23 protein-coding genes and 1 tRNA gene are annotated in these 23364 nt (G+C 55.3%); 8 read left to right on the forward strand and 16 right to left on the reverse strand.

Annotated features, from left to right (window positions below; genetic code table 11):
* Positions 1-34 precede the first annotated feature (34 nt).
* The 6 genes from M9920_05510 to purH all read left to right on the forward strand — a co-directional run bounded on the left by M9920_05510 (position 35) and on the right by purH (position 5758).
* Positions 35-376 carry a type II toxin-antitoxin system RelE/ParE family toxin gene (locus M9920_05510; GenBank protein ID MCO5051741.1) on the forward strand — a complete coding sequence of 114 codons (342 nt, stop codon included), beginning with the start codon at positions 35-37 and terminating at the stop codon, positions 374-376.
* Positions 373-822, forward strand: a complete 450-nt coding sequence (locus M9920_05515; GenBank protein ID MCO5051742.1) for a helix-turn-helix transcriptional regulator — start codon at positions 373-375, stop codon at positions 820-822. The genes M9920_05510 and M9920_05515 overlap by 4 nt, the downstream gene beginning before the upstream one ends.
* Positions 823-1122: 300 nt before the next feature.
* Entirely contained in the window at positions 1123-2430 is a 1308-nt protein-coding gene (locus M9920_05520) for a bifunctional folylpolyglutamate synthase/dihydrofolate synthase (protein ID MCO5051743.1), read from the forward strand.
* Between the two features lie 92 nt (positions 2431-2522).
* Entirely contained in the window at positions 2523-3254 is a 732-nt protein-coding gene (locus M9920_05525) for a phosphatase PAP2 family protein (protein ID MCO5051744.1), read from the forward strand.
* Positions 3255-4005: 751 nt separating this feature from the next.
* Positions 4006-4091: transfer RNA gene (locus M9920_05530), tRNA-Tyr, on the forward strand.
* A 116-nt stretch (positions 4092-4207) separates the two neighbouring features.
* Complete coding sequence (gene purH / locus M9920_05535; GenBank protein MCO5051745.1) at positions 4208-5758, forward strand: bifunctional phosphoribosylaminoimidazolecarboxamide formyltransferase/IMP cyclohydrolase; 1551 nt, start codon at positions 4208-4210, stop codon at positions 5756-5758.
* 77 nt (positions 5759-5835) lie between these two features.
* Here purH and M9920_05540 read toward each other — a convergent pair whose 3' ends face one another.
* The 15 genes from M9920_05540 to M9920_05610 form a co-directional block, all read right to left on the reverse strand.
* Positions 5836-6225 carry an FHA domain-containing protein gene (locus M9920_05540; protein MCO5051746.1) on the reverse strand — a complete coding sequence of 130 codons (390 nt, stop codon included), beginning with the start codon at positions 6223-6225 and terminating at the stop codon, positions 5836-5838.
* The gene (locus tag M9920_05545; protein ID MCO5051747.1) at positions 6225-6905 is read right to left on the reverse strand and encodes a polysaccharide biosynthesis/export family protein; all 681 of its coding nucleotides are present in this window, start codon (positions 6903-6905) and stop codon (positions 6225-6227) included. The genes M9920_05540 and M9920_05545 overlap by 1 nt, the downstream gene beginning before the upstream one ends.
* Before the next feature lie 23 nt (positions 6906-6928).
* The gene (locus M9920_05550) at positions 6929-9094 is read right to left on the reverse strand and encodes a polysaccharide biosynthesis tyrosine autokinase (protein ID MCO5051748.1); all 2166 of its coding nucleotides are present in this window, start codon (positions 9092-9094) and stop codon (positions 6929-6931) included.
* Between the two features lie 58 nt (positions 9095-9152).
* Positions 9153-10433 (reverse strand): outer membrane beta-barrel protein, encoded by a 1281-nt coding sequence (locus M9920_05555; GenBank protein MCO5051749.1) that lies wholly within the window; start codon positions 10431-10433, stop codon positions 9153-9155.
* A gap of 246 nt (positions 10434-10679) precedes the next feature.
* A complete protein-coding gene (locus M9920_05560; GenBank protein ID MCO5051750.1) occupies positions 10680-11444 on the reverse strand; it encodes a LysM peptidoglycan-binding domain-containing protein in 765 nt (254 codons plus the stop codon).
* Positions 11445-11498: 54 nt separating this feature from the next.
* Positions 11499-12305 carry a hypothetical protein gene (locus M9920_05565; protein ID MCO5051751.1) on the reverse strand — a complete coding sequence of 269 codons (807 nt, stop codon included), beginning with the start codon at positions 12303-12305 and terminating at the stop codon, positions 11499-11501.
* Positions 12306-12354: 49 nt separating this feature from the next.
* Positions 12355-12810, reverse strand: a complete 456-nt coding sequence (locus tag M9920_05570) for a hypothetical protein (GenBank protein MCO5051752.1) — start codon at positions 12808-12810, stop codon at positions 12355-12357.
* A gap of 15 nt (positions 12811-12825) precedes the next feature.
* Entirely contained in the window at positions 12826-13713 is an 888-nt protein-coding gene (locus M9920_05575) for a bifunctional 5,10-methylenetetrahydrofolate dehydrogenase/5,10-methenyltetrahydrofolate cyclohydrolase (protein ID MCO5051753.1), read from the reverse strand.
* The gene (locus M9920_05580; GenBank protein ID MCO5051754.1) at positions 13713-14741 is read right to left on the reverse strand and encodes an SH3 domain-containing protein; all 1029 of its coding nucleotides are present in this window, start codon (positions 14739-14741) and stop codon (positions 13713-13715) included. Before M9920_05580 ends, M9920_05575 begins: the two co-directional genes overlap by 1 nt.
* Positions 14742-14744: 3 nt before the next feature.
* Positions 14745-15449: an rRNA pseudouridine synthase gene (locus M9920_05585; GenBank protein MCO5051755.1), complete on the reverse strand. Its 705-nt coding sequence runs from the start codon at positions 15447-15449 to the stop codon at positions 14745-14747.
* Between the two features lie 72 nt (positions 15450-15521).
* The gene (locus M9920_05590) at positions 15522-15677 is read right to left on the reverse strand and encodes a small basic protein (protein MCO5051756.1); all 156 of its coding nucleotides are present in this window, start codon (positions 15675-15677) and stop codon (positions 15522-15524) included.
* A gap of 374 nt (positions 15678-16051) precedes the next feature.
* Entirely contained in the window at positions 16052-16336 is a 285-nt protein-coding gene (locus M9920_05595; protein ID MCO5051757.1) for a hypothetical protein, read from the reverse strand.
* Position 16337: 1 nt separating this feature from the next.
* Entirely contained in the window at positions 16338-16844 is a 507-nt protein-coding gene (locus M9920_05600; GenBank protein ID MCO5051758.1) for a hypothetical protein, read from the reverse strand.
* 192 nt (positions 16845-17036) lie between these two features.
* Positions 17037-17744 (reverse strand): hypothetical protein, encoded by a 708-nt coding sequence (locus M9920_05605; GenBank protein MCO5051759.1) that lies wholly within the window; start codon positions 17742-17744, stop codon positions 17037-17039.
* A gap of 10 nt (positions 17745-17754) precedes the next feature.
* Positions 17755-19770, reverse strand: a complete 2016-nt coding sequence (locus M9920_05610) for a hypothetical protein (protein ID MCO5051760.1) — start codon at positions 19768-19770, stop codon at positions 17755-17757.
* 436 nt (positions 19771-20206) lie between these two features.
* Between M9920_05610 and M9920_05615 the strand changes: the two genes are divergently transcribed.
* Together M9920_05615 and M9920_05620 are read left to right on the forward strand one after the other, a co-directional pair.
* Positions 20207-20686, forward strand: coding sequence for an Lrp/AsnC family transcriptional regulator (locus M9920_05615; protein ID MCO5051761.1), 480 nt, complete (start codon positions 20207-20209; stop codon positions 20684-20686).
* Positions 20661-21836: an aminotransferase class I/II-fold pyridoxal phosphate-dependent enzyme gene (locus M9920_05620; GenBank protein MCO5051762.1), complete on the forward strand. Its 1176-nt coding sequence runs from the start codon at positions 20661-20663 to the stop codon at positions 21834-21836. The genes M9920_05615 and M9920_05620 overlap by 26 nt, the downstream gene beginning before the upstream one ends.
* Positions 21837-21946: 110 nt before the next feature.
* Here M9920_05620 and M9920_05625 read toward each other — a convergent pair whose 3' ends face one another.
* Positions 21947-23323, reverse strand: a complete 1377-nt coding sequence (locus M9920_05625; GenBank protein MCO5051763.1) for an MBL fold metallo-hydrolase — start codon at positions 23321-23323, stop codon at positions 21947-21949.
* Positions 23324-23364: the final 41 nt, after the last annotated feature.

Raw genomic sequence — 23364 nt, forward strand, 5'->3', positions numbered from 1 at the left:
CTGATTCCCAATGACAAGATTTCGGGAAATACAAATGTATAAAACCGAGGCAGGTAAATTTCCTGTTGTCGAATTCATTGAAACAATCCGCGTGCAATCGGTAACAGCTCGTATTGTGAAAGTGTTTGAAATGGTCGAACAGCTTCCGAACCCGCCTGCAAGTTTTTTGAAAAAATTAACTGGTTGTGACGATATTTGGGAGGTCAGAGCAATTACACATCATCAGAGCTTCCGCTTTTTGGGATTTTACGACGGGAAACGCCTAATTCTAACCAATGGATTTGCCAAACAAACGGACAAAACTCCGCCCCAAGAAATCAATCTCGCAAAACGGCGCAAAGAGATGTACTTTAGTGGGCGACGAGAACTGTTATGAATCTTTCCGAACTGCACAAGCGGCTCTCGCACAAGCCTACCTATCGCAAGGCTTACGATGCTATTGGCGACGTGGTATTGATTGGAGCGGCGGTTCGGAAGTTGCGCGAAGACGAGGAGATAACCCAACGACAATTGGTGGAAAAAATCGGCATCTCGCAGTTTTATCTTTCGCGCCTTGAGACGGGCAGCGGCAAAGTATCGGCTGATGTCGTTGCAGCAGTGGTGCGCCATTTTGAAGAACCATTACGCGAACTTGGAATTAATGTTGAACCTTGGTTAGCCGTGAAACCGTCTAAATCGGACTTGCGAGAAATTCCATCACCGCATCCGCGCCCCATAATACCCGAAAGTATGTCCCGCACACGCCGCCCTGCCGCCGCAGAAGAAAAACCAGAAGAAGCTCTGCGCGAAAAGCCAGATCACAAGTATGGGACGCCTCATTGACACTTTTCCCAGCGCCGGCGGCGCGGCATCTTTGTAGAACCACGACGCAAACAAAATTCAAGCCCCAGCGGGGCGACATATCCGGGAAGATGTCGCTCCTGCCGGAGCTTTGGATTTTTCCCATTCGATGTTCTACAAAGGTGCTCTGACGGGCTTTCGGTTTGGTTGGAATGCCAGTTCTCTCTCCCGGAGGGTGCCAAAGCGCCATTTAGCAGCGTTGCGGCTTGCCCCCGACGGCGGGGGTGAACAAACTTCGCCGGGTGAACAAAATCAGCACTTCCTCTTAAACGCTGTTGAACGATGACCTACACCGAGGCGATTAAATTTCTCTACGGATTGCGATTGTTCGGCGCCAAGCTGGGTTTGGAAAACACCTTCCGGCTGGCGGAACTGGCGGGGCAACCGCAGCGTCACCTGCGCTTCATTCACGTCGCGGGCACGAACGGCAAAGGCTCAACCTGCGCCATGCTCGAGAGCGTTTACCGGGCGAGCGGGCGGCGCGTGGGCCTGTTCACTTCGCCGCACCTGGTTTCTTTCCGCGAACGGATGCAGGTGAACCGCCAATGGATCAGCGCCGCCGAGGTCGTGACGTTGCTGGGAAAGATTCGTCCGTGGCTGGCGACCTTTCCCGCCGAACAGCATCCCACTTTTTTCGAAGTTGTCACCGTGATGGCATTGCTGCACTTCGCGCAACAGCGGTGCGAGCTGGTGATTTGGGAAACTGGTTTGGGCGGACGTCTGGACGCGACCAATATCGTCACGCCGCTGCTCAGCGCCATCACGCCGATCGGTCTGGACCATCAAGCCTGGCTCGGCGATACCTTGACGAAAATTACCGCTGAAAAGGCGGGCATCATCAAACCCGGTGTGCCGGTGGAGGCCGCCGCGCAACCGGAGGAGGCGTTGGCCGTGTTACGCGCCACGGCGGCAACACTCCACGCTCCCTTCCGCGCGCTGGCGACCACTACGCCCGTGGCGTTGCCCGGGCCGCTCGCGCTTCAAGGCGCGCACCAACGCCAAAACGCCGCACTGGTTTTGCGGGTGGTGGAAGCATTGCAATCGCTCCTGCCGGTGACGCCGGAAGCGCTGGTAAAAGGTCTGGCCACGGTCCGTTGGGCCGGCCGATTACAATCGCTGGCGCTGGCCACCGGACAAAAAGTGTTGCTCGATGGCGCGCATAATCCATCGGGTCTGGCCGCCCTTGCTCCGGCTTTGCCGCCCGAGGAGATCCATTCGCCGCGCGTGTTTATTGTCGGCATCATGCGCGACAAGGATTGGCAGACCATGTGTCGGCAGTTGTTGCAAATCGCGCGCCGCATCATTTTCATTCCCGTGGGGAGCGATCGCACCATTGATCCGCAGACTTTGCTGGCTTGGTGTTGCGAACAACCCACCGCCGTCGAATGTCGCACCGCCAACTCGCTCGACGCGGCCCTGCGCATGACGTCGCCCGCCGAGGAATTGGTCATTACCGGTTCGTTATATCTGATTGGCGAAGCGCTGGCCTTGTTGGACCCCGAGTTTCAAAAAGTGGCCGCTGAACACGCGCTCAACGAGTGGGGCGGCCAATTCGCCCGCCCGCCTGAACCGGCCAGCTTGGGCCATTGACCGACTCAGAGACTTCCGGGCGTGGCCGCGATTTATCTTTGACTCCGGGCGTTTCGATTGACTCGGCCCGCTGTGATTTCCAGTATGACCGCATGTTGAGGAAAGCCATCTTTATTCTGGTCCTTATTGGCGGCGTGATTCTGGCTCCCGCTGCGTCCCAACCCTACAAATATCTGCCTGCGGATTGTTCCGCCCTGGTCCACCTGCTGCCGCCACCGCCCGCCACCAATTCCCCCGCCGGAATTGCGGACCTGGAAATCGTCCTGCAGATTCAGGCCGATCGCACGCCCGACCAGATTCGCCGCGCCCAACGTGTGGCCAGTCAATCAGTGTTCACGTTCGCGCAACCGGTGTTGGGGAATTGGTTCAACGCCACCAACTGTCCGGAAACCCAACGGTTGTTCAAGGAAATCAACCGCGAAAGTCAGAGCATTGTGGATGACCAGGTCAAAAAACATTGGCAGCGACTCCGACCCTACCAGGCATCTCCGGCGGTCCAACCGATAGTCGGGCGACCCGGCAACACATCGTATCCCAGCGGTCATTCCGCGGGCGCGGCGCTGTGGGGCACCATTCTGGCCGCAGCTTTTCCCGACCAGGCGGACGCGTTCAAAGCGCAGATTCGCGAAGTGATGTGGTCTCGGGTGATCGGCGGCGCACACTATCCCAGTGATACCGCTGCCGGTGCGATGCTCGGTGAAGCCATTGCCCGCACGATGCTGCAAGCGCCCGCGATGACGGAAACGCTGGAGAAAATCCGCGCGGAAGTCGCTCCGTTCCGGCAGCACGAAACCGAACCGCTCGCAGTGCCGGCGGGGAGATAGAAATTTCTGAGCTAGCCTTAAACTGAAGGCGGGACACGATCCACCGTGTCTCTGACCAAATCACAACGCAAAATGTGGAGTAGTTTTTCAAAGCCGAAACTCAGAAACTCATAAAGTTTTGTTTCCTTATTTTCGCGTAGTTTGCGTGTTTTGCGGTTCATCCTACCATCCTGTCAGTGGCCTCCGTTGTGACCGACCTGCTATCGAGCCAGCGGCTATAGCGGTTTAATTAAAGTTGTAGCCGTGGCGCCGAACGAGTGTAACCCCATGAAGGTGGGGTCCGGATGGGGAATGGCGCCTCTGTCCGTGAGGTTTTGGAGTGCGGCAGTCCTCTGCCGCTGTGGAATCAGCAGCACGCAACCAGAAAGCGGCAGAAGACTGCCGTAGTCCAAGACGCGGTCGTGCCGGGGCTCGTTCCAAACCAAGGGCGGTCGCCCGTTTGACCCCAACGCTTGGCTTGAAGTTGCGAGGCTCGTTGCGCCATGCCGGCGGTTATAGGAATACTTAAAATGCCCTAGATTCCTTGTACCGTTGGAAACTCGCCCGGAAGGAAAGTGAATAAACCCTTATATGTCGGGCTTGACGGTGGGTCTGCAACAGCATTGTTAAAACCGCTTATCCACAATTCATGCTACGGATAGGCAGATTGACCGCCATTCCCAGTTGCACTCGCATTTAGACACAATTGAGCGCTGAATTGACACCGGGTCCGGCCTGTGGCTTAATCCTCGTCCGCAGTAGTGGGCCGGTGGGTAGGATACTCAAGTGGTCAACGAGGGCAGACTGTAAATCTGCTGGCTAACGCCTACACAGGTTCGAATCCTGTTCCTACCACCATTTTCCGGCTCGGGCCAGGCTCACACTCGAAAACAACAGTCAGGCCCGCCGTTCAATCCGGAGTCTTTTCAACGTCTCCGAGCGGACTGGAAAAACCGGTTCAGAACAGAATTCAAATGAACAAAATTTCGCGCGCATTACTTTCAGTTTCAGATAAAACCGGACTCCTCCCGCTGGCGCAAACGCTGGCGGCGTCCGGGGTGGAATTAATTTCCACCGGTGGCACCGCCAAAGTCCTGCGCGAGGCGGGTCTCACCGTAAAAGACATCAGCGAACACACCGGCTTTCCGGAAATGTTGGATGGCCGCGTTAAAACTTTGCACCCCAAGGTGCATGGCGGCCTGCTCTACATTCGCGGCAAGGCCGAACACGAAGCAGCCGTCCAGCAACATCAGATCGCGCCCATTGATCTGGTGGTCGTCAATCTTTACCCGTTTGAGGCCACGGTGGCCCGACCCCAGGTCAGCCTGGCGGAAGCGATTGAGAATATTGATATCGGCGGACCGTCCATGCTCCGAAGCGCGGCCAAGAATCACGAGAGCGTAACGGTGGTGGTGGATCCGGCGGATTACGCCGCGGTGGCGGAACAAATCAAGGCTACCGGACAGACCACCTTGGAGCTGCGGCGGCGGCTGGCGGCAAAAGTTTTTGCGCGAACGGCGGCTTACGATGCGGCCATCGCCGCGCACTTGGAGCACGCCTTCAACGGAGACGCGTCACAATTGCCGCAAACCCTGACACTTTCCGTGCCGTTGGCGCAACCGTTACGTTACGGGGAAAACCCGCATCAGGCAGCGGCGCTGTACGGAAAATTCGGCGAGTATTTTCAGCAATTACATGGCAAGGAACTTTCCTACAACAACATTCTGGATCTCACGGCGGCGGCGGCATTGATCGGCGAATTTGAAACCGCCGCACCGACCTTGGCCATTCTGAAACACACGAATCCCTGTGGCGTAGGTCAGGGGGATACACTGCGTGAAGCTTGGGGTAAGGCATTCGCCACGGATCGTCAGGCTCCGTTCGGCGGTATCATCGCCGTTAATCGCCCGCTGGATGCGGATTGCGCCGCCGCCATCGTCGAGATTTTCAGCGAGGTGATTGTCGCTCCAGACTTTACCGCCGACGCCTTGGCGCTACTGCAAAAGAAGAAAAATTTGCGGCTCCTTAAAGTCTTGCAATCAGGACGAACGGCATCGCCCTGGGACGTGCGCAGCGTCGGCGCGAACTCCTTCCTGATGCAACAGCGCGACTTGAAGGTGACGTCTTCCACCGATCTGAAAATCGTCACCAAACGACATCCCACCGAAGCGGAGTTGCGCGCGATGCTGTTTGGCTGGCGCATCGTGAAGCATTTGAAATCCAATGCGATTCTGTATTGCGCAGCGGATCGCACGTTGGGGATTGGCGCGGGCCAGATGAGTCGTGTGGATTCCAGCCGCATCGCTGTATGGAAAGCCGGTGAGGCCGGACTGGCGCTGCCGGGGAGCGTGGTGTGCAGTGATGCGTTCTTCCCTTTTGCAGATGGATTGATGGCGGCGGCGGAAGCGGGAGCAACGGCGGCGATTCAGCCGGGCGGCTCAGTTCGTGATGCCGAAGTCATTGCGGCGGCAGACGAACGCAACCTGGCGATGGCGTTCACCGGCGTCCGGCATTTCCGGCACTGAGCGTGGTGACGCACAGTAGCGGCTTCGACGGTTAACCCGCTCGGACAATGGGAGCTTTGACGCGGTAAATTCGCTGCCTACAGCAGCAACCGGATGATCAGAAAGACTTCGCCACCGGTCACAATCAGCAGCAAGCTCCAAACGAACCACTCGCGCCACTGCAAGTTGCGTTGCCGCGTCGGACTCAGTCGAAAAGCGATTTGCGCCGCGCCCGCCGTGATGATGTCGCCATTACGCAGTCGCGCCGCTTCGGTGGGAGTTTGATTGATGGCGGTAATTGCGCCGGGATGCGTTTGAAGATTAAAACCAGTTTTGGCGGCCAGGCTCAGCTCAAAGTGTTGATCCCAGACGCCTTCGTCTTCCAGGCGCAAATCCGCTTGTGGACTCCGACCAACTTTTATCGGGAAGTGGCGGGACTCCCAAACCAGCCCCGCGCGCTGACCGGACAAGATCTGTAATTGAACCATTACAGACCAATGGCGCCGCGAATGTCGCGCATGGGCACTTCGATTTTGTCCCCGGGATAAACCGGCAAATCATAATTGGAATCTTGCGCGGCTTTTTTGCAATCCACGATGGTTCGACTGCCATCGGCGCGAGTGAGCACGACACGTTTGCGATCCGCAAAGTCAGTAAAGTCCTGCGCTCCCGCAATGGCTTTGAGAACGGTGGTTTGGCCAAAGTATTCCTGGCGGCCCGGATTCCGCACCTGACCCTGCACGTAAAAGATGCGTCGTTCCGAAGATGCCGTGATGGTCAGTTGTTTGTAGAACAACGGCACGTACTTGCTGTAAATCGCTTTCTGCAACTCGCCAAGGGTTTTGCCCTCGGCCTTAATCGAACCGATCATCGGCAAGGTAACCATGCCGTCTTCCTTGACCGATTCCTCGTGCGGCATGGGCGGACTCTGAATTCCGGAGAAGGTGATTTTCACGTAGTCCCCAACGGCCAGACGCGCGGCTTCACCGAGCGAAGTGCTGGTACCGGCAGCATTGGGGGCGCTCGCATACGGTTGGTCGCCCGGGACCTCAGTAAAATGAATCTGATCCCGTGAGGTCTGACATCCCGCCAGAACCAATCCAATCAGGAGCGCCACGCCCGCCCACCAGCCACCGAAGGCTCTTTGCTGCGAAATAACTTTCTTCATGAACTTATACTCAGACAAGCGGATCAGTATTTTTGTTTGATTTCGCCCGAATCTTTCGCTCCGGGCGCCGCCGCTTCCGCCACCGGCTCGGCATCTTCGCTCTTGGCGTAATAATCGTGGTAATAGCCGCTGTAATAATAGTAGCTCTCGTCCTGCGACATGTTGATGTTGTTCAACACGATGCCGACCAGATTGCCGCCCACTTTCTCGATGAGTTGCTTGGCGCGAATGTTCATCGGCTGCGGGTACCGACGGTATTGGATGACCTGAACGGTAATATCCACTTCGCTGGCGAGGATGGAGGCGTCGCTCACCCCCATGATCGGTGGCGAATCGAAAAAGACATAATCGTAGCGCTGCTTAAGTTCGTTGATCAGATCCTTCATCTGGCTGGAACTCAAAATACCCAGTGAACTGCTGGGCAGCTTGCCGCTGGCCAGAAAATCAAGCTTGTCCAACGAGGTGGTTTGAATGACATCGGTCAGGCTGTTTTGCTTCAACAAGTAGTTGGTCAAACCGAGGTTGTTGGTAACGCGCAAAATTTTGTGCAGCGTGGGGCGGCGCAAGTCGGAATCCACAATGATCACACGCTGGCCACTTTGAGCGAAGACGGTGGCCAGATTCAGAACCGTGGTGGACTTACCTTCGCCCGCACCGGCGCTAACCACGGCAATACTGTTCAATTTCTCGTCTTTGCGAGCGAATAGAAGGTTGGTTCGTAAGACCCGGTAAGCTTCCGCATGGGGACTTTCGGCCCCCTCCTCAATTAAATACCCGACATTTTGAGGTATGACACCCAAGACCGGCGACTGGAGGAGACGCTCAACGTCGTCAATGGTCTTGACGCTGGTATCCAAGTATTCAATGAAAAATGCCAAGCCAACCCCGACCACCAACCCAATGATCACCCCTAAAATGATGTTCAAAGTTTTGTTCGGGCGAACGGGTTTTTTGCCAGGTGTGGCGTATTCGATGATGTCCACCTGAAATTTTTTCGGCAGACTCAAGTCAATCTGTTCAACATTGATCTTACGGGAAAGCAGGGTACGCAAATCTTCCTCACTCATCAACGTGCGCTTCAGATCAAAGTAGGGACGGCTCTTGGTCAGTTGTTCCTGATCAAGTTTGCGCGCTGATTCCACGGCGGCGGTGCTGTTGTCCAGACGCGCTTTGGCCATCGCCACCTTGGTTTCCAAGGCCTTCATGATGGCGCGAACCTGATCGTCTATCTTGGTCTCCAGCTCAACTTCCAAATCTTGAACGCGCTTCATGTCCGGATGTTCCGGGCCCAAGTCCACCGCCAGAGCGATCGCATGTTGCTGAGCCATGTTGAGTTGTTGGAGCAGGTCGGTTAATACCGGATCCATTTCCATCCGCGGCAAGACTTCACGCAGTTCTTTGGTGGAAAGCGCACTCAGCTTGTCGTACTGGACCTTCCTTTCCTTGTACTCATTGTCAGCTTCGAAGCGGCTTAAAAGATTGCGTTTGTATTCCTCGGTTTCAGTCTGCATCACTGGAGTGAGACTGGTGGCGTCAATATCTGAGATGCCGGTGTCAATGCGCAATTTATCCAACCGAGACTTGATTTCAGCAATCCGCTCGTCCTGGATTTTCAATTGCCGCTGCAACTCGTTGATTCCGCCCATGACGGCTTCCTGGTTTTTTGAAAGCCGCCAGCGCTGATAGGCCTCGGCAATGGCGTTGGCCAAATCGGCGGCATCCTTGGCGTTATCGCTGAACACCTTAATGTCAATGATACTGGTGTTGCGGCGCGGTCGGACATCCATGCGGGCGCGCAACATTTCCAGCGCCTCGTTCGGTTTCAAGGGTTGGCCCTCGAAGTATTTATTCCCCCAAACTCGGGCGAGATCCAGATTGTTAATGACATTGGTCAGAATGCTTTCTGACTGGATGGTCTCGAACTCAGTTTGGATAAAGTAGGGGTCATAGGCGCTGATCAGCCGACTACTCATGCCGCTGAGTTCATCAATGTCCGACTTGTCCCGCTCGACCCGCATGGCGGCTGTGCTGGCAAACAATTCGGGCAAAATAAAGGTGACCAAGGTGGCCGTAATCACCACCAGGAGAAAAACCGCAAGAATGACGGTCTTCCGGATCCGAATAATCCGCCAGTAGTCTAAAAAGTGTAAGCGTGCCTCTGGTTGCGTTTGTTGCTTAAGCGGATCCATAGTCAAAAAAAATAGGGGCTAGTAATACGACCCAGCCCCTAACCAAAATATCCTCCGATCAGAAACCGACCGTCACGCCCGCATAGACGCGATTCCGATAAAAATCGGGTGACATACGCACAGTCGAATCCCACCGATCAAAATTATACCCGGTATGGGCGGAAACATACTGGTTGAAGTTATAGGCCAAGTCCAGACCGATGCGATACAACATGAAGGTTTCGCCATCCACCGCGACACCGCCGCCGTTATATTCAGCATGTGAAACACTGGCGCTGACCGTGCCGATCAACTTGGAAATGATCTCGTGTTTGAGCGCACCGTACGCGGTGATGTACTCCATGTCTTTGACATACGAGAGCGGCGCGCCCACTTCGTTGGCCGATTCCCGGCTGTAACGAAGCCCCGCATCCACCTGCGTGCGCTGCTGGATTGCATAAGTCACACTGCCTTGAATGAAAGGACTCCATTGCGTGTCATCCCCGCCCGTGTACTTGTAATAGGTGTAATACTGCGCGCCGACGTTAAGGGCAGCGGACAGAGTTGGACTGAAAATATGCCGAGCGCCAACATAGACGGTATGTCCGCGATTATTGCGGTCCTGACTCTGCACCACTGGCAATATCGCAATTACTTCATCGCCGTTGTAGATCGTCTGCGAGTAGTTGTAACCCAAAACGCCAATCGTAGATGGGCTCAGCTTCCAATTGCTGTCAATCCGCACCAAGTGTTCGGTTCGGTCGAAAAGACCCGAATAACTGGCTCGACCAGCATAAACGCCTCCTGGCAGTTTATCGTGGTAGTCGTAGAAGTTATTATTGTAGCCCAAACTGAAACTCAGCAGGTCGGTGGCTTCAACATTGAATTCGGCCCGGGCAAAATTACGGATGTTATCACCTGGAATTCGCTGGATCGCCGCAGGATCAAACAACAGGTCCGGTTCTTGACCAATAACAAAGGAGTCGCTCAACGAAATATCGGCGCGCGGGCTGAAAGTATGCGCGAAGTTCAAGTCGAAGACATGAGTGTAGCTATGATGCCCCGCACGGCCCGGGATGCTCTTATCGTAGAAGCGCGCCGTGAAGTCGTAGCCGACGTTGAAAGAAGTTTGTTCGCCGGGTAACCCAAACTTGATGGATGGAGTCACATCGAAACCCGCCGATTCCACTGCCCACGCATCCGGCGCGGTGTTCACGTTGTCATCGTAAAAGCCGTTTAAGGTGGCTTGAATGCTCCACGGCTTGTTCTTCTGCAGTTGGTTCAGCGTTGACGATTCAGCCGCGTGCAGCACCGAGGCGCCCATAGCCAGCAACCCAACTGAGGTAGCGATTTTTCTCATAGAATTAGTTTAGTAGTTCAACCCAAGACGACGTTTTCCTCTGTTCTACTTGAATCGGACGCAGCATGTCAAATAAATGTTCCGTCTTTTTATGTTCAAGCCAACCTCACTAGACAAACGGTTTTCGCCAAAAATAGCAAGCCTCATCAACAATAATTCAATAATAATTTTAACCCTCGCGATTTGGATGCCAATCCATCGGTTTTCCCGCAGAAATTTTACGGTTTTATGACCAAGGAGAAGTCCTCAACGTCGCGGCACCACCACCGTCTGTCCCACTTGGATGCGTCGCGGATCCAATCCCGGATTGGCCCGCGCCAGAACTTCCACAGAAATTCCGTACTGCCGCGAGATTGATGTGAGCGTCTCGCCAGATTTGACCCGGTGATATCCCGCGGCAGCCGCAGCCGTCGTTGTTGCGCTCGGGGCGGAACTTCGCTGCGGTAACGGGGTGGGTTGCAAGGTTGCCGCACGTTGCGGCGCCTGGACTGGACTCGTGGTGACCGGAGTTGAATACGTCTGCGGTGAGGTTTGCGTCGCCGCCTGGCGCAGTTGCTCTACTTCACTTTGTAAGCGCCGATTCTCCGCCGCCAGTTTTTCCAATCGCTGCTGTAAAGCGGAACTGGGAGGGATGGGCACCGCAGTGCGCGCCAGTTCCTGTTTCAGTCGCGCAATGTGCTGTCGAATCATTTCCGCATTACCCGCCTGGGGACGCAGCCGGAGATACTCCTGGTAAAAATGGATGGCCGCCGCTTCGTCCACCTGCTTTTCCGCGTAAAGCCAGCCCAACTCAAGATTCGCCGCCGCCGAATGGGGATTCAGCTCGAGGGCGCGCTTGAAGGCATTGATGGCGCCGCTGTAGTTCATGGCATTGACCAGATTTCGCCCGATCAAGAATTGCGGCTCCTTTTCCTCGTCCACTTGATCTGAGCGTCCGGGTTCACAGCCGCTCAACAGCAGCCCCACACAGCAGCCGAGCAGCAGGATTTGGATGATTTTAGCCGGCACCATGGCGCGCTTAATTTACCGAATGCACCGACGGCGCGCAATCGCCTGATGACTCGTTCAACGCTTGCGCGCACGCGCAAACGGATTTTGAGCAACCGTCCGCGTCGTCCGATCAGTCGCGTACAATCCAAGTAACAAACAAACCCACCCAACCAGGAAGTGCATTCCCAATACCGAAAGCAGTCCGATCAGGTTCATCACCCCCAGGTCGTAAAACGAAATGGCGAGCAGCATCAACAACGCGCCGGGCAGCAGCGCGGCCCCACTCATCTTCCAGCTTCCGCGCCAGGTCAAACGCCGATTCACGTAAAGTCCCAACCACCAAAGCGGTCCAGCATAAAGTGTTGCCAATCCAAACCACGCGATCATCAGGCCGCACACTGTAACGACGAACACTCCGGCCAATACTCCGGGTCGCCACGCGCCCCATAACGGTTGTAATTTTTCCTGGCCCAGCGCGATAACCCAACCCGCTGGATAGGGCCATTCCACGTAGCCGAACAGGGAATAAATGGTGATCCGATTCCGACTCAATTCGCACTGAAGGTCCGCCACCGAACGCAACTGACCGGGTTGCTCCACGCTGACACTCAGAGCGAGAAAGCCGTTTTCCTCCAGCATGATGGGGGTTGCCCCCTGCCAATCCAGTTGTTGATGCCGAATCTGGCTGGTGGCGGGCAACTGGTGAATCGCGTTGGAAATCACCGGCACGTAACGATCATAACAAAACCAGGTCACTCCCGCAGCCACCAGCAGGGCCACGAGAAATTGAATCAACAGCAATCGGCGCAGCGGCGCCAGCGCAAACGCCGCGACGCCACGGGGCGTGAAGGGTTGCCAGGCGGTTGCGAAAAAGTTGCCCACGTCACTTAATGGAAGGGAGCAGCCAACCGGATGCAAGCACGGGTTTCGCTCAAGCTCCCGGCGCCGGAGCCTCGGGTGCCGCCGGTGGTTTGCCGCCCGGAGCCGGGGGCGGCGTCAACATGACGGGCACCGGGTAACGCAGTTTCATCACGTCGTCCACCAACACTTCGATGTAATAGGTCCCGGCCACCTTGAATTCCACCTGCCCGAACAGCGTGACGTTGGTGGCATGAAACCCCGCGTCTTGCAAAGTGAATTTCACTTCGCCTTTCCGCAGGACCGTGGTTTGATCTGGCGCGATCAACCGCACGCTCTCGCTGAATTTTCCCAGACCGGCCGTCCAGCGATTGAAAATGCTCAACTTGAACGCCACCACCGGCAACTGGGGTACGCGGATCAAGTTGATGACGCCGATGAGAAAAAAATTGCCGTTGGTTTCCTGGCGCACCTCTTCGCACAACAGCGAACATTGCAGGTCGGGGAGAATCCGGGTTGGAGTCATCATTTGAAAAGTTGAAAGTTATTGGGCGGCGGATTCCGCAGCGTGAACGGTGTTTCGCATGAGCATGGCAATCGTCATCGGGCCGACGCCGCCGGGGTTGGGCGTAATTTTCGCCGCCAGCGGCTGCACTTCCGCAAAAGCCACATCCCCGACAAGTTTGGTTCCGGTTTTGCCGCCCGGATCGGGAACGCGGTTCACCCCCACATCCAGCACCACCACCCCCGGTCGGACCATGTCCGCCTTCAAAAATTCCGGAACGCCCATCGCCGCTACGATAATATCCGCGCGCCGACAATGCGATTGAATGTCGCGCGTTGCGGAATGGCAGATCGTCACCGTTGCATTGGCCTGACGCCCCTTCTGGCAAAGCATGGCGGCCATCGGTTTGCCGACGATGTTACCGCGTCCCAGAATGACCGCTTCCGCGCCCGCGATTTTCACTTCAGACCGCACCAACAATTCCCGCACTCCGGCCGGCGTGCAGGGTTGAAAACCCGTCGGGTCGCCAAGCATCAACTTACCGACGTTTACCGGGTGAAATCCATCCACATCCTTCGTCGGCAGGACGGTGGCATACACGACTTCCGCGCGAATATGCTTGGGAAGCGGCGCCTGTACTAGAATACCGTGCAGACGCGGGTTGGCGTTTAGTTGTGCCAATAACACGAGCAGATCCGCTTCGGAAGTTTGCTCTGGAAGTACGTGCGTCTCTGAAGCAATCCCGAGTTCCGCGCACGTTTTTTCCTTGCGGCCAACATAGACCTTGGAGGCGGGATCCTCGCCGACGCGAACGAAGGCCAGTCCGGGTTGAACGCCACGTCCCTTGAGCGTGGCAATGCGCGTTCGCAGTTCGCCCTGGATTTGCGCCGCAATCTGGCGACCATCAATAAGATTCGGCGCCGTCATTATTTGACGACGTAAATTTTCTGAATCGTTAGAACCGGAGTGTTGGCCCAGCGCTCATCAAGACTTTCCTGGCCGGTCACGATGATCTGCTTGCCCAAGTAACGACTCAACTCGAGTTGCGCCGTGGGACTGTAAAGATAATTGATCAGCTTGTTATTCTCGGCGCTGTGCAAACCATACTTGGTCGGCGCCTGAATGCTGACTGTGGGCTTGACGATGCCTTCATGCGACACCGTCCGCGGCACCCAGACTTCTTCAACCACTGGCGGTGGCGCCGCGCTGTTCACGTCTTCATGAATAATCGGCGCGGGTTCGGTCATCGTGCTCCCCGTGGTCACGTCCGTGGCGGGTGTAACCAACGGGCCATCGTCCGGAACGACGGCTGTTTCCGGAGCGATTTCCGGTTCAGGATGCTGCAAAGCCACCACGGGGGGCGCAGTCACTTCCGACCCGGCTTGCTGCATAACGTAGCTGGCAGCGACAAACGCAAACGCATCCGCCGGCGCCTCGATTTCCGTCCAATTCCCCTTGGTAGCAACAGCTTTAACCGTTGTGCCCTGAGTCAACGTGCCCACGATGCTGTAGTTTTCGCCTGCTCCTGTGCGCACATTCAATTTATGGGGTTTGACCGTCTGGTCCGCATTCAAATAAGAACTGTGAACCCACACGTGCGCTTTCTGTGGATAAGCGATCTTCGCCCACTGAGCCGGTTCGCCCGCTTTGGGTTTGGTCAAAATTACCTCTTCAATCACCGCAACGACATCGCCATCGTGCAACTGTGTGATGATCTCCCCCTTAAAACCGGCTTTGCCGCGCACATTCACGTTATTACCGGTAATCGTCGCGTTGCCGGGAGACAGAATAATCGGCTTTTCGGCAGTCGCCGCTGGAGATGCGACCGGCTTGGCCGCCGTGCTCTTGGCCGGTTTTGCAGCGGCGGGTTGATCCAATTGTCCGTCCGCGTGGGCGACCAGCAGTGTTCCGGCGAGCAGCGCCACACTCAAAATCATCCATCCGTTCTTTTTCATAATTTAGGCAAGTAAAGTTTTAATCTCGGGCGGTGTCAATGTCCGCCATTTGCCGACTCTTAATTCCGCTAGTTTGATTTTTCCAATCTGCGTGCGAACCAGCCGCCGCACTCGCAAACCCTGTGTTTCGCACAACCGCCGCACTTCCCGATTCTTACCCTCGGCAAGCTCCAACTCAATGGCGCTTTCCGACTTTGTTGCCGAGAGCAGGCGCGCTTGCTGCGCTTTCAATTTATCCCCTCGATGAAACACGCCCCGCGTGAATGGTTCGATTTGCGTCGCGTCAACCTTGCCATCCACTGTAACCACATAACGCTTGCGCACTCCGTACCGCGGATGCGTCAAGCGCAAGGCAAAGTCTCCATCATTGGTCAGGAAAAGCAATCCTTCACTGGCATAATCCAGCCGCCCAACCGAATTGATTGAGCGCCACTCTTGCGGCAATAAATCATAGACTGTGGGCCGACCGTGCTCGTCCTGTTTGGAACAGACGCAGCCCTTCGGTTTGTGTAGCGCCACGTACAGTTTTTTGGAGGCGCGAACCGACTTCCCCTCCACGGTGACGCGATCCCGCGCCGGATCAACTTTGGAGCCGAGCAAACGCACAACCTCGCCATTCACCGCCACCCGGCCCTCCAGCATCAACTGTTCGGCCGCGCGCCGGGAAGCAATGCCTGCTTCCGCCAAAAATTTTTGCAGGCGAACCACGCGAAAAGCTTTGGGAATGGCGTGAACCGACGGCGCGGGTAATTCCGCCGCCGTCCGTTGTCAAACCGACGATCAGGCGTCCGGCTTGGTCTTGCGCAGGCCGGTAATCCGGTCGCCGTCTTTCCATTGACCGCGTTTCTTGAGCACTTCAATGCGCTCAAACCGTTTCAAAACACTGCGTTTACCGCCCAAAGTGGACGCGGCGCGGAGGCTGGGATGCTGTGACATATCTCGTTTTCTGGTTAAATCTTGCCGCTCGATTCCAAGCGGATGCTCACCTTAGCAGGTCGCCTCCACGCTGCCAATGGCTAATTTAAGGGTGTAAACTGAACCTCCCCGGTAATCCTGGTTCAAGAAGAGGTCGCGCAATTGCTTAAATCCCGAGGTTTTCCTGTGAGCGACACGTCATTCAAGGTCAACAAGGTTTCGCCATGAGTCATATACGCGACTTTTGCCAGGATATTCGTTCGCTCCCGGATGGAAAAAGTAATGTCGCGAATCATAAACGTGTAAATGCTGCCCGCGAGACGAGAATGAAATGTTTCAAATGTTACTTCTTCGGCGGAAAAAGGAATCTGCCCCGCATAAGCCTGACACCGTCTTTAAATCGCCGGCTTGAATGCCTTTTCAAAGCGTTCGGCGAACGCAATCATTTCTTCCGTTGAATAATCAGCCGCACGTCTGGTGTTGATTGGCACCAGTCCGATTTTGGCCTGACTCTGAGTGGTGGGTGAGGGCGGTATTTTGGCGGGTTTAAGAAGTTGGTGGCCTGCTAAGAAGGCCACCAATAATCCCAATTCCGCGATAATCGGCATTTGCCAAACACCCCATTTAGAAAAGTGGATCAAGATTGTAAAAATAAGCATCTCGGGACGAAACTGATCCATTTCAATGTTGGTAACAGATGAGTTTTCCATCAGCGGCAACGACAAAGGAGATATTGGTTCCCGTCATGATTTCCAAATCTCCAAGCACCTGCCGCCCCACTTCAACAAAAGCGCCACCGTCCACGGCGCAGGCGGCGGCGGTAGGTTTGATTTCAACCTGATTCGGTTGGAAGTCCACCCCGGTATCAGCTTTGACCATGCGCAAGACTTCTTCTCGGGTAACGGGCACGGTAAGATTTCGCGGACCGTTGTGAACACCAATGGTATTAAGGTCGTGCGCCGCCTCTTGCGTCATCATGTAAAAGACCCGTGTTCCCTGCTTGGAATCTGAAATGGTCAAAGTCGTGCCATCAATCATGAAAGTGTACAGTCCTCCCGCCAGTCTGGAGTGAAATTTATCCGGCGTGACCGCTTCCAACTTGAAGGGGATCCGGCCTTGGTAGGCCAGACACCACTTTTTAATCGCCGGCTTGAATGCTTTTTCAAAGCGTTCGGCGAAGGCAGCCATTTCCTCCGTTGAATAATCAGTCGCGCGTCTGGTATTGATTGGCACCAGTCCGATTTTGACCTGACTCTGAGTGGTGGGTGAGGGCGGTATTTTGGCGGGTTTAAGAAATTGGTGGCCTACTAAGAAGGCCACCAGTAAACCTGCCACTAGCAGCCCCAAGCCTGCGAGAATCTGTATTCGATGAGATCCCATTTAGAAAAGTGGATCACGATCGTAATAAACTAGTTTCCCATCTGCATCAAAGACCAAGTCAATCTTGCTGGCCAAGCCATTGTTGGGATCAGCTCCGGTCGGCAGCATGCTAACATCTGCGCCGCCATTGAGGTTTCCATATGCACCTGTTGGCCTTATCAGACATTCGTTAGGCTTGAAGGTCACTCCGCAATCAACCTTGACCATTTGAATGACTTCTTCTCTTGAAATCGGCAGGCTTAAATCCCGAGGCTTTCCTGTGGGCGACACGTCATTCAAGGTCAACAAGGTTTTGCCATGAGTCATATACACGACTTTTGCCGGAATATTCGTTCGCTCCCGGATGGAAAAAGTAATGTCGCGAATCATAAACGTGTAAATACCGCCCGCGAGGCGAGAATGAAATGTTTCAAATGTTACTTCTTCGGCGGAAAAGGGAATCCGTCCCGCATAAGCCTGACACCATTTGTTTATCACAGGCTTGAATTTTTCATTGAACCGCTTTTCCAAGTCGGCTCTGTCTTTAGCCGAATACTCAAAGGCGCGCGTTGTCATTTGCGGGACTTGCCCCGGAATGTTTGTCGCGGACGTAAGCACAATCTTTTCGTCTGGCGGTCTGGCGTTCTTGGCTCTCAGAGCCAGGAACGCCAAGAAAAGTGCTGTTACGCATAACCCCACGAGAAACGCTTGGCGAAGGACTGTCTTCATTTTGTATAACTCAGTTTTCTTTAACTTGGCTGACATCGTTATCTCGCAATAGTTCATCTTGGTTGGCTGTGTAAACACACTTTTTGAAACCAGCCAAGCTTGGGATTGCTTTACTCATTCCTTCAAACCGATTGATGGTGGCTTGGCAGGCAAAGCGCCACGAGTAAGTCGGGTCACAGCCCCCTGGGTATTGATACCGGCCGCAAATCCAAGTTTGATCCAGTGCCGCCGCTGCTACCGCCGTGGCTTTTTCTCCGCCAAGTTCGACATCATTAAAACCTTGCGGCAACCCACCAGCGAAGAACAAGCCACAGTTCTTGTAACTCAGGCTACTGACCTGCAAACCTTCCGGACGGATGCCGCAAGCTCCCGGCCAACTGAGATAATCAACCCCGGCCGAGGTTAGATAAAGATTCCCATTGTAGCACGTCCACAGAGCCGATTTTCGCAAGCGCCGATGCGTGTTGTCGCCAATCCCAAAAATCCAGCGTTGGAGATCGAACGGGTCAAATGTGGAAGGTAAATAATCCCCGCCGCCAATCGTCGCTCCCGAGCCGTGCGCCTGCCCAATGGTCAGATCGGAATAAAGCGACTTGTTTGAAAGAACATTCAAAATATACCCCCACCCAACGGTCCAAGCATCAAACGGGATGCACCCGCCGTGATTCCGATTCGTGCCGATGTCATTGACCGTGTATTGCGTCAGCGACAGAGGCTTGTATAGGTCGTTGTATAGCTGAGTTAATGTTCCTTGCAACCAAGTTGCCGCCTGACTGTTCAGAGCCTGACCTTGAACAAAAGCAGGGTCCTCCCATTGATAGGTGATAAAACATCCCGCCGCCAACCGCACCCGGTCCCGGTCAATTTTATTTGTAACGGTGATGGTGGTTGCATTGGAGTTTGCGTCCGTAGTTTCAAAATTAACCGCGTAGGTGTCGTTGGTGTACGCGCCGCCGCCTGCCCCGGTAAAATTCCAATCCAACACAATGGTCGCGGCATAAGGGACATACCCGCTAAACGATTTCAGCGTCTGTCCGGTTTCAGGATTGTAAATGGAGGCGGTCACGGCCTGCGGCTTGTCGGTGACGAAATAAAAATAGTTCGTCCCAATGTCCGGCGTGGCGTTATCGCTGGCAAAGAGCAGGTACGTATCATTTTCAAATTCGAGCGGTAAGGAGGCAGAACCGGAAAAGAAAGTTTTGGCGTTATCGGGAGCATTGGTCAAATTGTACACCCGCGCCCGGTTGACGGCATTGAGGTAAAAATTTCCCCAGCCGTTCGGATTGTATTTCGTGTGAAGAACGATGGCGTTGTTTGTTTCCAAGCTGTATCGCGCCGGCATCCCATCCACCGTCACTTCAAACTGTGCGTTGGTGATGCCGGTCAGGTCTTGCACGGCGACTTCCAGTATGATGGTGTTGCTAACCACGTCGTAAGGCTGCGGCGAGAGAAAAGTGATTTCCGGCCCGTGATACGGAATTGCCCGGAAGAACGCGTTGCAGTCCCGCGCGAAATTGGAAACTTGAAAATACATCGGGTCCGTCACCTTCCAATTCGGCACGGTGCCCTGCACCAGCCAGCCGTCCTGACTGTCGGATGCGCCAAGAAAATCAATTGCCTTCCAAACCGGCGTTTCCGCCTTGTCGCAGATCAACAGCGCAAAATCGCGCTCGGTTTCCGCTGAATAATCAAAGTGATTCGCTCTGATGAGCAGCGTATTGGTGCCGCGCAACAGGATTTGCAGGTTTGGCTCTGTGTTGGTATCCGCTGGGAAGGTTAGCAATGCCGCATACAGGTTTGTGTCCAGCACGGCGGCGGTGTTGGTGTCAATCAACGTAAAGGCATGGTCCATGTATTTCGCGTAATTGCGATTGGTGTTTACGATAAAGCTGGTGCCGTTGGTGTCGCCACCACCACCGCCACCGGGTGGGAGCGGTTGGGCAACAACGCGGTTTGAAACGAGCAGACCGAGGGCGAGTACGCAACCCATGACCCGCCGGAACTGAATGGAATTTGAGGCTTTCATGGTTTTTTCGAGTTTATGTTGGTTTAATCCGCACTTTTGCGCGGACTCGAAGCCCCATCCTGAATTTCCTGAAAGAGAGCAAGCGTTGGCGCCGCAATGCGCGCCCAGCGCACTCCCCTTCAAGGCCACGACCAAGCGGCCCGCTAGCAAAGCACACCGGGACGCGCGGCTCGCGCGCGTCGAGGTGTTCTACTAGCGAACGGAAAAACATTTGGTCGTGTTTTGAAGGGATTCGAGTCCTCGCAACGCAAAGACTCCGTCCACAAAGAAACGATTCTTGCGGACGACTGGAAAAGAACTGTTAAATAATTGAGAAATTCTCACTAGAAGCGCAAGCATGAAGTTATACTTAAAACAATTAACACCCTTGCGTTGCGTTCCGGCTCGACTCGCCAACCGCCAAGGCAGTACGTTGCGCGTGGCAACAATAGTTAATATGGACGAATTGCTGAAATTATTGCAGCGCAACGCGCTCGAAAGTCACGAAAGCCTAGCCAAACAACTTGATCAATCCACGGCCGAGATTGCGCGCCGCATCGCAGCCTACGAGCAGGCCGGGGTCATCCGCGGTTATCAGGCGGTGCTGAACGAGGACCAACTGGACCTGGATACGCTCACCGCCGTCATCGAAGTCAAGATCACCCCGCAACGCGAAGGTGGCTTCAACCGCATCGCCGAGCGCATCAGTAAATTTCCCGAGGTGCGTTCAGCCTATCTGATGAGTGGCGCGTACGATTTGTTGCTCTTTGTGGAAGGCCATAACCTGCGGGAGATCGGCTCGTTCGTGAGCGAAAAACTGTCTCCGCTCGAAGGGGTGTTGTCCACGTCCACCCATTTTATGTTGAAAACCTACAAGCGTCTGGGCGTGCTGATGCAAGTGGAGAATTCTGATGAACGGCTCTCAGTCACTCCTTAATCGCATCAATCCGGTCGTCCGCGACATTCCGCGCTCCGGCATCCGCGACTTCTTCGACATCGTTTCGACGATGAAAGACGTCATCAGCCTGGGCATTGGCGAACCGGATTTTGATACGCCCTGGTCCGTGCGCGAAGCCACCATCTTTGCGGTGGAACGCGGCGCGACGCATTATTCGAGCAACCTGGGTTATTTGGAACTGCGCCAGGCGTTGGCCAGATACGTTGCGAAACATTTCGGCGCGGAATACAACCCCGACAATGAAGTCCTGGTCACCGTGGGCGTGAGCGAGGCGCTCGATCTCGCGTTGCGCGCGTTGCTGCGACCCGGGGACGAAGTGCTTTACCACGAACCTTGCTACGTTTCCTATCGCGCGACGATTTTGTTCGCCGGCGGCAATCCGGTAGCCGTTGCGACCCGGGCTGAAAACGGTTTCCGGCTCACGCGCGCGATGCTCGAAGCGAAATGCACGCCCAAGACCAAGGTCTTGATGCTGAATTTTCCCAACAACCCCACCGGCGCGATCATGAGCCGGGAGGACCTGGAAGACCTCGCGCAATTTGCGATCGAAAAAGACCTTATCGTCATCACGGATGAAATCTACGCCGAAATGACCTACGACACTCCGCACACGAGCCTCGTGGCCATCCCCGGTTTACGTGACCGCACGATTTTTCTGCACGGCTTCTCAAAAGCATGGGCGATGACCGGCTACCGTCTCGGTTACGCCTGCGGCCCGGCGGAGTTGATCGAAGCCATGATGAAGATCCATCAATACACCATGCTCTGCGCCTCCTCACTCGCGCAAAAAGCGGCGATTGAAGCTCTGAACCGCGCCGGGATGGAAGTCAACGAAATGGTGGGCGAATATCGGCGCCGCCGAAATTTCATCGTCAACGCCTTTGCCGAGATGGGCCTGGAATGTCATCGCCCGCTCGGCGCGTTCTATGCCTTTCCAAGCGTGGCGAAATTCAAACTGACCGCCAAGGAATTCGCCTTGAAATTACTTGCGGAGGAAAAAGTGGCCGTGGTCCCCGGCACCGCCTTTGGTGAATGTGGCGAAGGCTTCGTTCGCTGTGCTTATGCCACCAGCCTGACCAATATCAAGGAAGCCATGACGCGCCTGCGCCGTTTCACCGCGAAGCTGTAAATCAATCACCCAACCTCTCACCGCTGGCATCAGCGGTGACGCTCCGTTCGAACGCATCCAACCATCCGCTCAAGCAAGTCAACTCGAGCGGCCCGGACGTTCGCTGCGTTTCAAAGTGAGACGAATTCTCCTGGCGCAGGCTGAATGACCTTGATCTTGGGATGTCGCTGACGAATTTGTTCCGCGAACCAGCGCCGCGAGGCCGCGCCGCCGTGCCCGAGCAATACGGTCCGGGGCGAAACCTGCCCCACGAAGTCCAGTAAATCCTCGCGATTCGCGTGCGCGGTCAAATCAAAGTCCAGCACTTCGCACTGTCGCGTCACGCGCCCGGCGCTGGGACTGAACACAAAGGTTTCACCGGGCCGCGCTGCTTTCAATCTTCCGCCCGGCGTGCTGGGGTCGGCATACCCCACAAAGAAAATGGATTGCCGTTCGTCACCGATCATGCGCGCCGCCAGATCGTGCGCGGCGGTTTTCTCCGCCATCATGCCGGACGAAACCACAAAAATGCGGCCGCCGGAAAGCTTCATGCGCTCGCTCTGCCCCGGATCCAATACCACCAATTGCAACGCCTCGTGCAACTGTAGATTGCTGTGATTGCGATTGGTCCGATGCGCTTCGAGATCGTAAATCTCGGTGAACACCCGGCCCAAACCGCTGATGAAAATTGGCTGTCGCTTTAACTTTCCTTCGCGCATCAGCAAGGCGAGCAACGCCAGAATTTCCTGCATGCGCCCCAAGGCAAACGCCGGAATCAACACGCAACCCTTGCGCTTCAAAGTTTTTTGGATGGCCGCCACCAAGCGATCCACTTCCGTCGCCCGTGTCACTCCGGTCGCCGCCGGCCGGTCGCCGCGCGTGGTTTCCAGGATCAGGACCTCGGCTTCCACGCCGTCAAAATTCGCCGCACGCAGGAGGGTCTGGTCATGAAAGCAAACATCGCCGGTGTAGAACAGCGTTCGCTTTTGTCCACGCAACATAATGCCCGCCGATCCCAGAGTGTGACCGGCATCGTAAAATTCCAGTTCCGGCGAGAAAAACCCCGCCTTGGCTTTTTCGAAAGCCGCCCATTCGATTCCCCGATGGTAACGAAAGCCTTGAAACCGCGGCGCCAACTCATCCACTTCGTCGTGCGTGTAGAGTGGGTAATCTTTGATGCCCAACTCCTCGCGCTGGCGCGTCATCACGTTCACGGAATTGTGGAGCACCCGTTCGACGATGAAATAGCTTTGCTTGGGCAGGATGGCGTGCGCCTTGGGAAACTGGCGCAACGCCAGCGGCAACGAGCCAACGTGATCGTGATGACAATGGGAAATCGCCACGGCTTCAACACCCTGCCGATCAATCAACCGATACATGGGAATGGCCTCCCGACCTTCGCGCTTGGGGTGCATCCCGGCATCCAGCAAGATGCGATGGTCCTCCATTTCGACAAACCAGGAACTGGCGCCGATGTCGGAGTCCGGATTTAGATTGGCTATGCGCATAAAAAGACCCGACGGCCACTGTGCCGAAGTGCGCGACATCT

Source organism: Verrucomicrobiia bacterium (assembly GCA_023953615.1).
Taxonomy (GTDB): domain Bacteria; phylum Verrucomicrobiota; class Verrucomicrobiia; order Limisphaerales; family JADLHS01; genus JADLHS01.

Bases quoted from the DNA above. Each gene is read 5' to 3' on its own strand.
- M9920_05510 (MCO5051741.1), top strand. From the start codon at position 35: ATGTATAAAACCGAGGCAGGTAAATTTCCTGTTGTCGAATTCATTGAA.
- M9920_05515 (MCO5051742.1), top strand. From the start codon at position 373: ATGAATCTTTCCGAACTGCACAAGCGGCTCTCGCACAAGCCTACCTAT.
- M9920_05520 (MCO5051743.1), top strand. From the start codon at position 1,123: ATGACCTACACCGAGGCGATTAAATTTCTCTACGGATTGCGATTGTTC.
- M9920_05525 (MCO5051744.1), top strand. From the start codon at position 2,523: ATGTTGAGGAAAGCCATCTTTATTCTGGTCCTTATTGGCGGCGTGATT.
- purH (MCO5051745.1), top strand. From the start codon at position 4,208: ATGAACAAAATTTCGCGCGCATTACTTTCAGTTTCAGATAAAACCGGA.
- M9920_05540 (MCO5051746.1), bottom strand. From the start codon at position 6,225: ATGGTTCAATTACAGATCTTGTCCGGTCAGCGCGCGGGGCTGGTTTGG.
- M9920_05545 (MCO5051747.1), bottom strand. From the start codon at position 6,905: ATGAAGAAAGTTATTTCGCAGCAAAGAGCCTTCGGTGGCTGGTGGGCG.
- M9920_05550 (MCO5051748.1), bottom strand. From the start codon at position 9,094: ATGGATCCGCTTAAGCAACAAACGCAACCAGAGGCACGCTTACACTTT.
- M9920_05555 (MCO5051749.1), bottom strand. From the start codon at position 10,433: ATGAGAAAAATCGCTACCTCAGTTGGGTTGCTGGCTATGGGCGCCTCG.
- M9920_05560 (MCO5051750.1), bottom strand. From the start codon at position 11,444: ATGGTGCCGGCTAAAATCATCCAAATCCTGCTGCTCGGCTGCTGTGTG.
- M9920_05570 (MCO5051752.1), bottom strand. From the start codon at position 12,810: ATGATGACTCCAACCCGGATTCTCCCCGACCTGCAATGTTCGCTGTTG.
- M9920_05575 (MCO5051753.1), bottom strand. From the start codon at position 13,713: ATGACGGCGCCGAATCTTATTGATGGTCGCCAGATTGCGGCGCAAATC.
- M9920_05580 (MCO5051754.1), bottom strand. From the start codon at position 14,741: ATGAAAAAGAACGGATGGATGATTTTGAGTGTGGCGCTGCTCGCCGGA.
- M9920_05590 (MCO5051756.1), bottom strand. From the start codon at position 15,677: ATGTCACAGCATCCCAGCCTCCGCGCCGCGTCCACTTTGGGCGGTAAA.
- M9920_05595 (MCO5051757.1), bottom strand. From the start codon at position 16,336: ATGGATCAGTTTCGTCCCGAGATGCTTATTTTTACAATCTTGATCCAC.
- M9920_05600 (MCO5051758.1), bottom strand. From the start codon at position 16,844: ATGGCTGCCTTCGCCGAACGCTTTGAAAAAGCATTCAAGCCGGCGATT.
- M9920_05605 (MCO5051759.1), bottom strand. From the start codon at position 17,744: ATGAAGACAGTCCTTCGCCAAGCGTTTCTCGTGGGGTTATGCGTAACA.
- M9920_05610 (MCO5051760.1), bottom strand. From the start codon at position 19,770: ATGAAAGCCTCAAATTCCATTCAGTTCCGGCGGGTCATGGGTTGCGTA.
- M9920_05615 (MCO5051761.1), top strand. From the start codon at position 20,207: ATGGACGAATTGCTGAAATTATTGCAGCGCAACGCGCTCGAAAGTCAC.
- M9920_05620 (MCO5051762.1), top strand. From the start codon at position 20,661: ATGAACGGCTCTCAGTCACTCCTTAATCGCATCAATCCGGTCGTCCGC.
- M9920_05625 (MCO5051763.1), bottom strand. From the start codon at position 23,323: ATGCGCATAGCCAATCTAAATCCGGACTCCGACATCGGCGCCAGTTCC.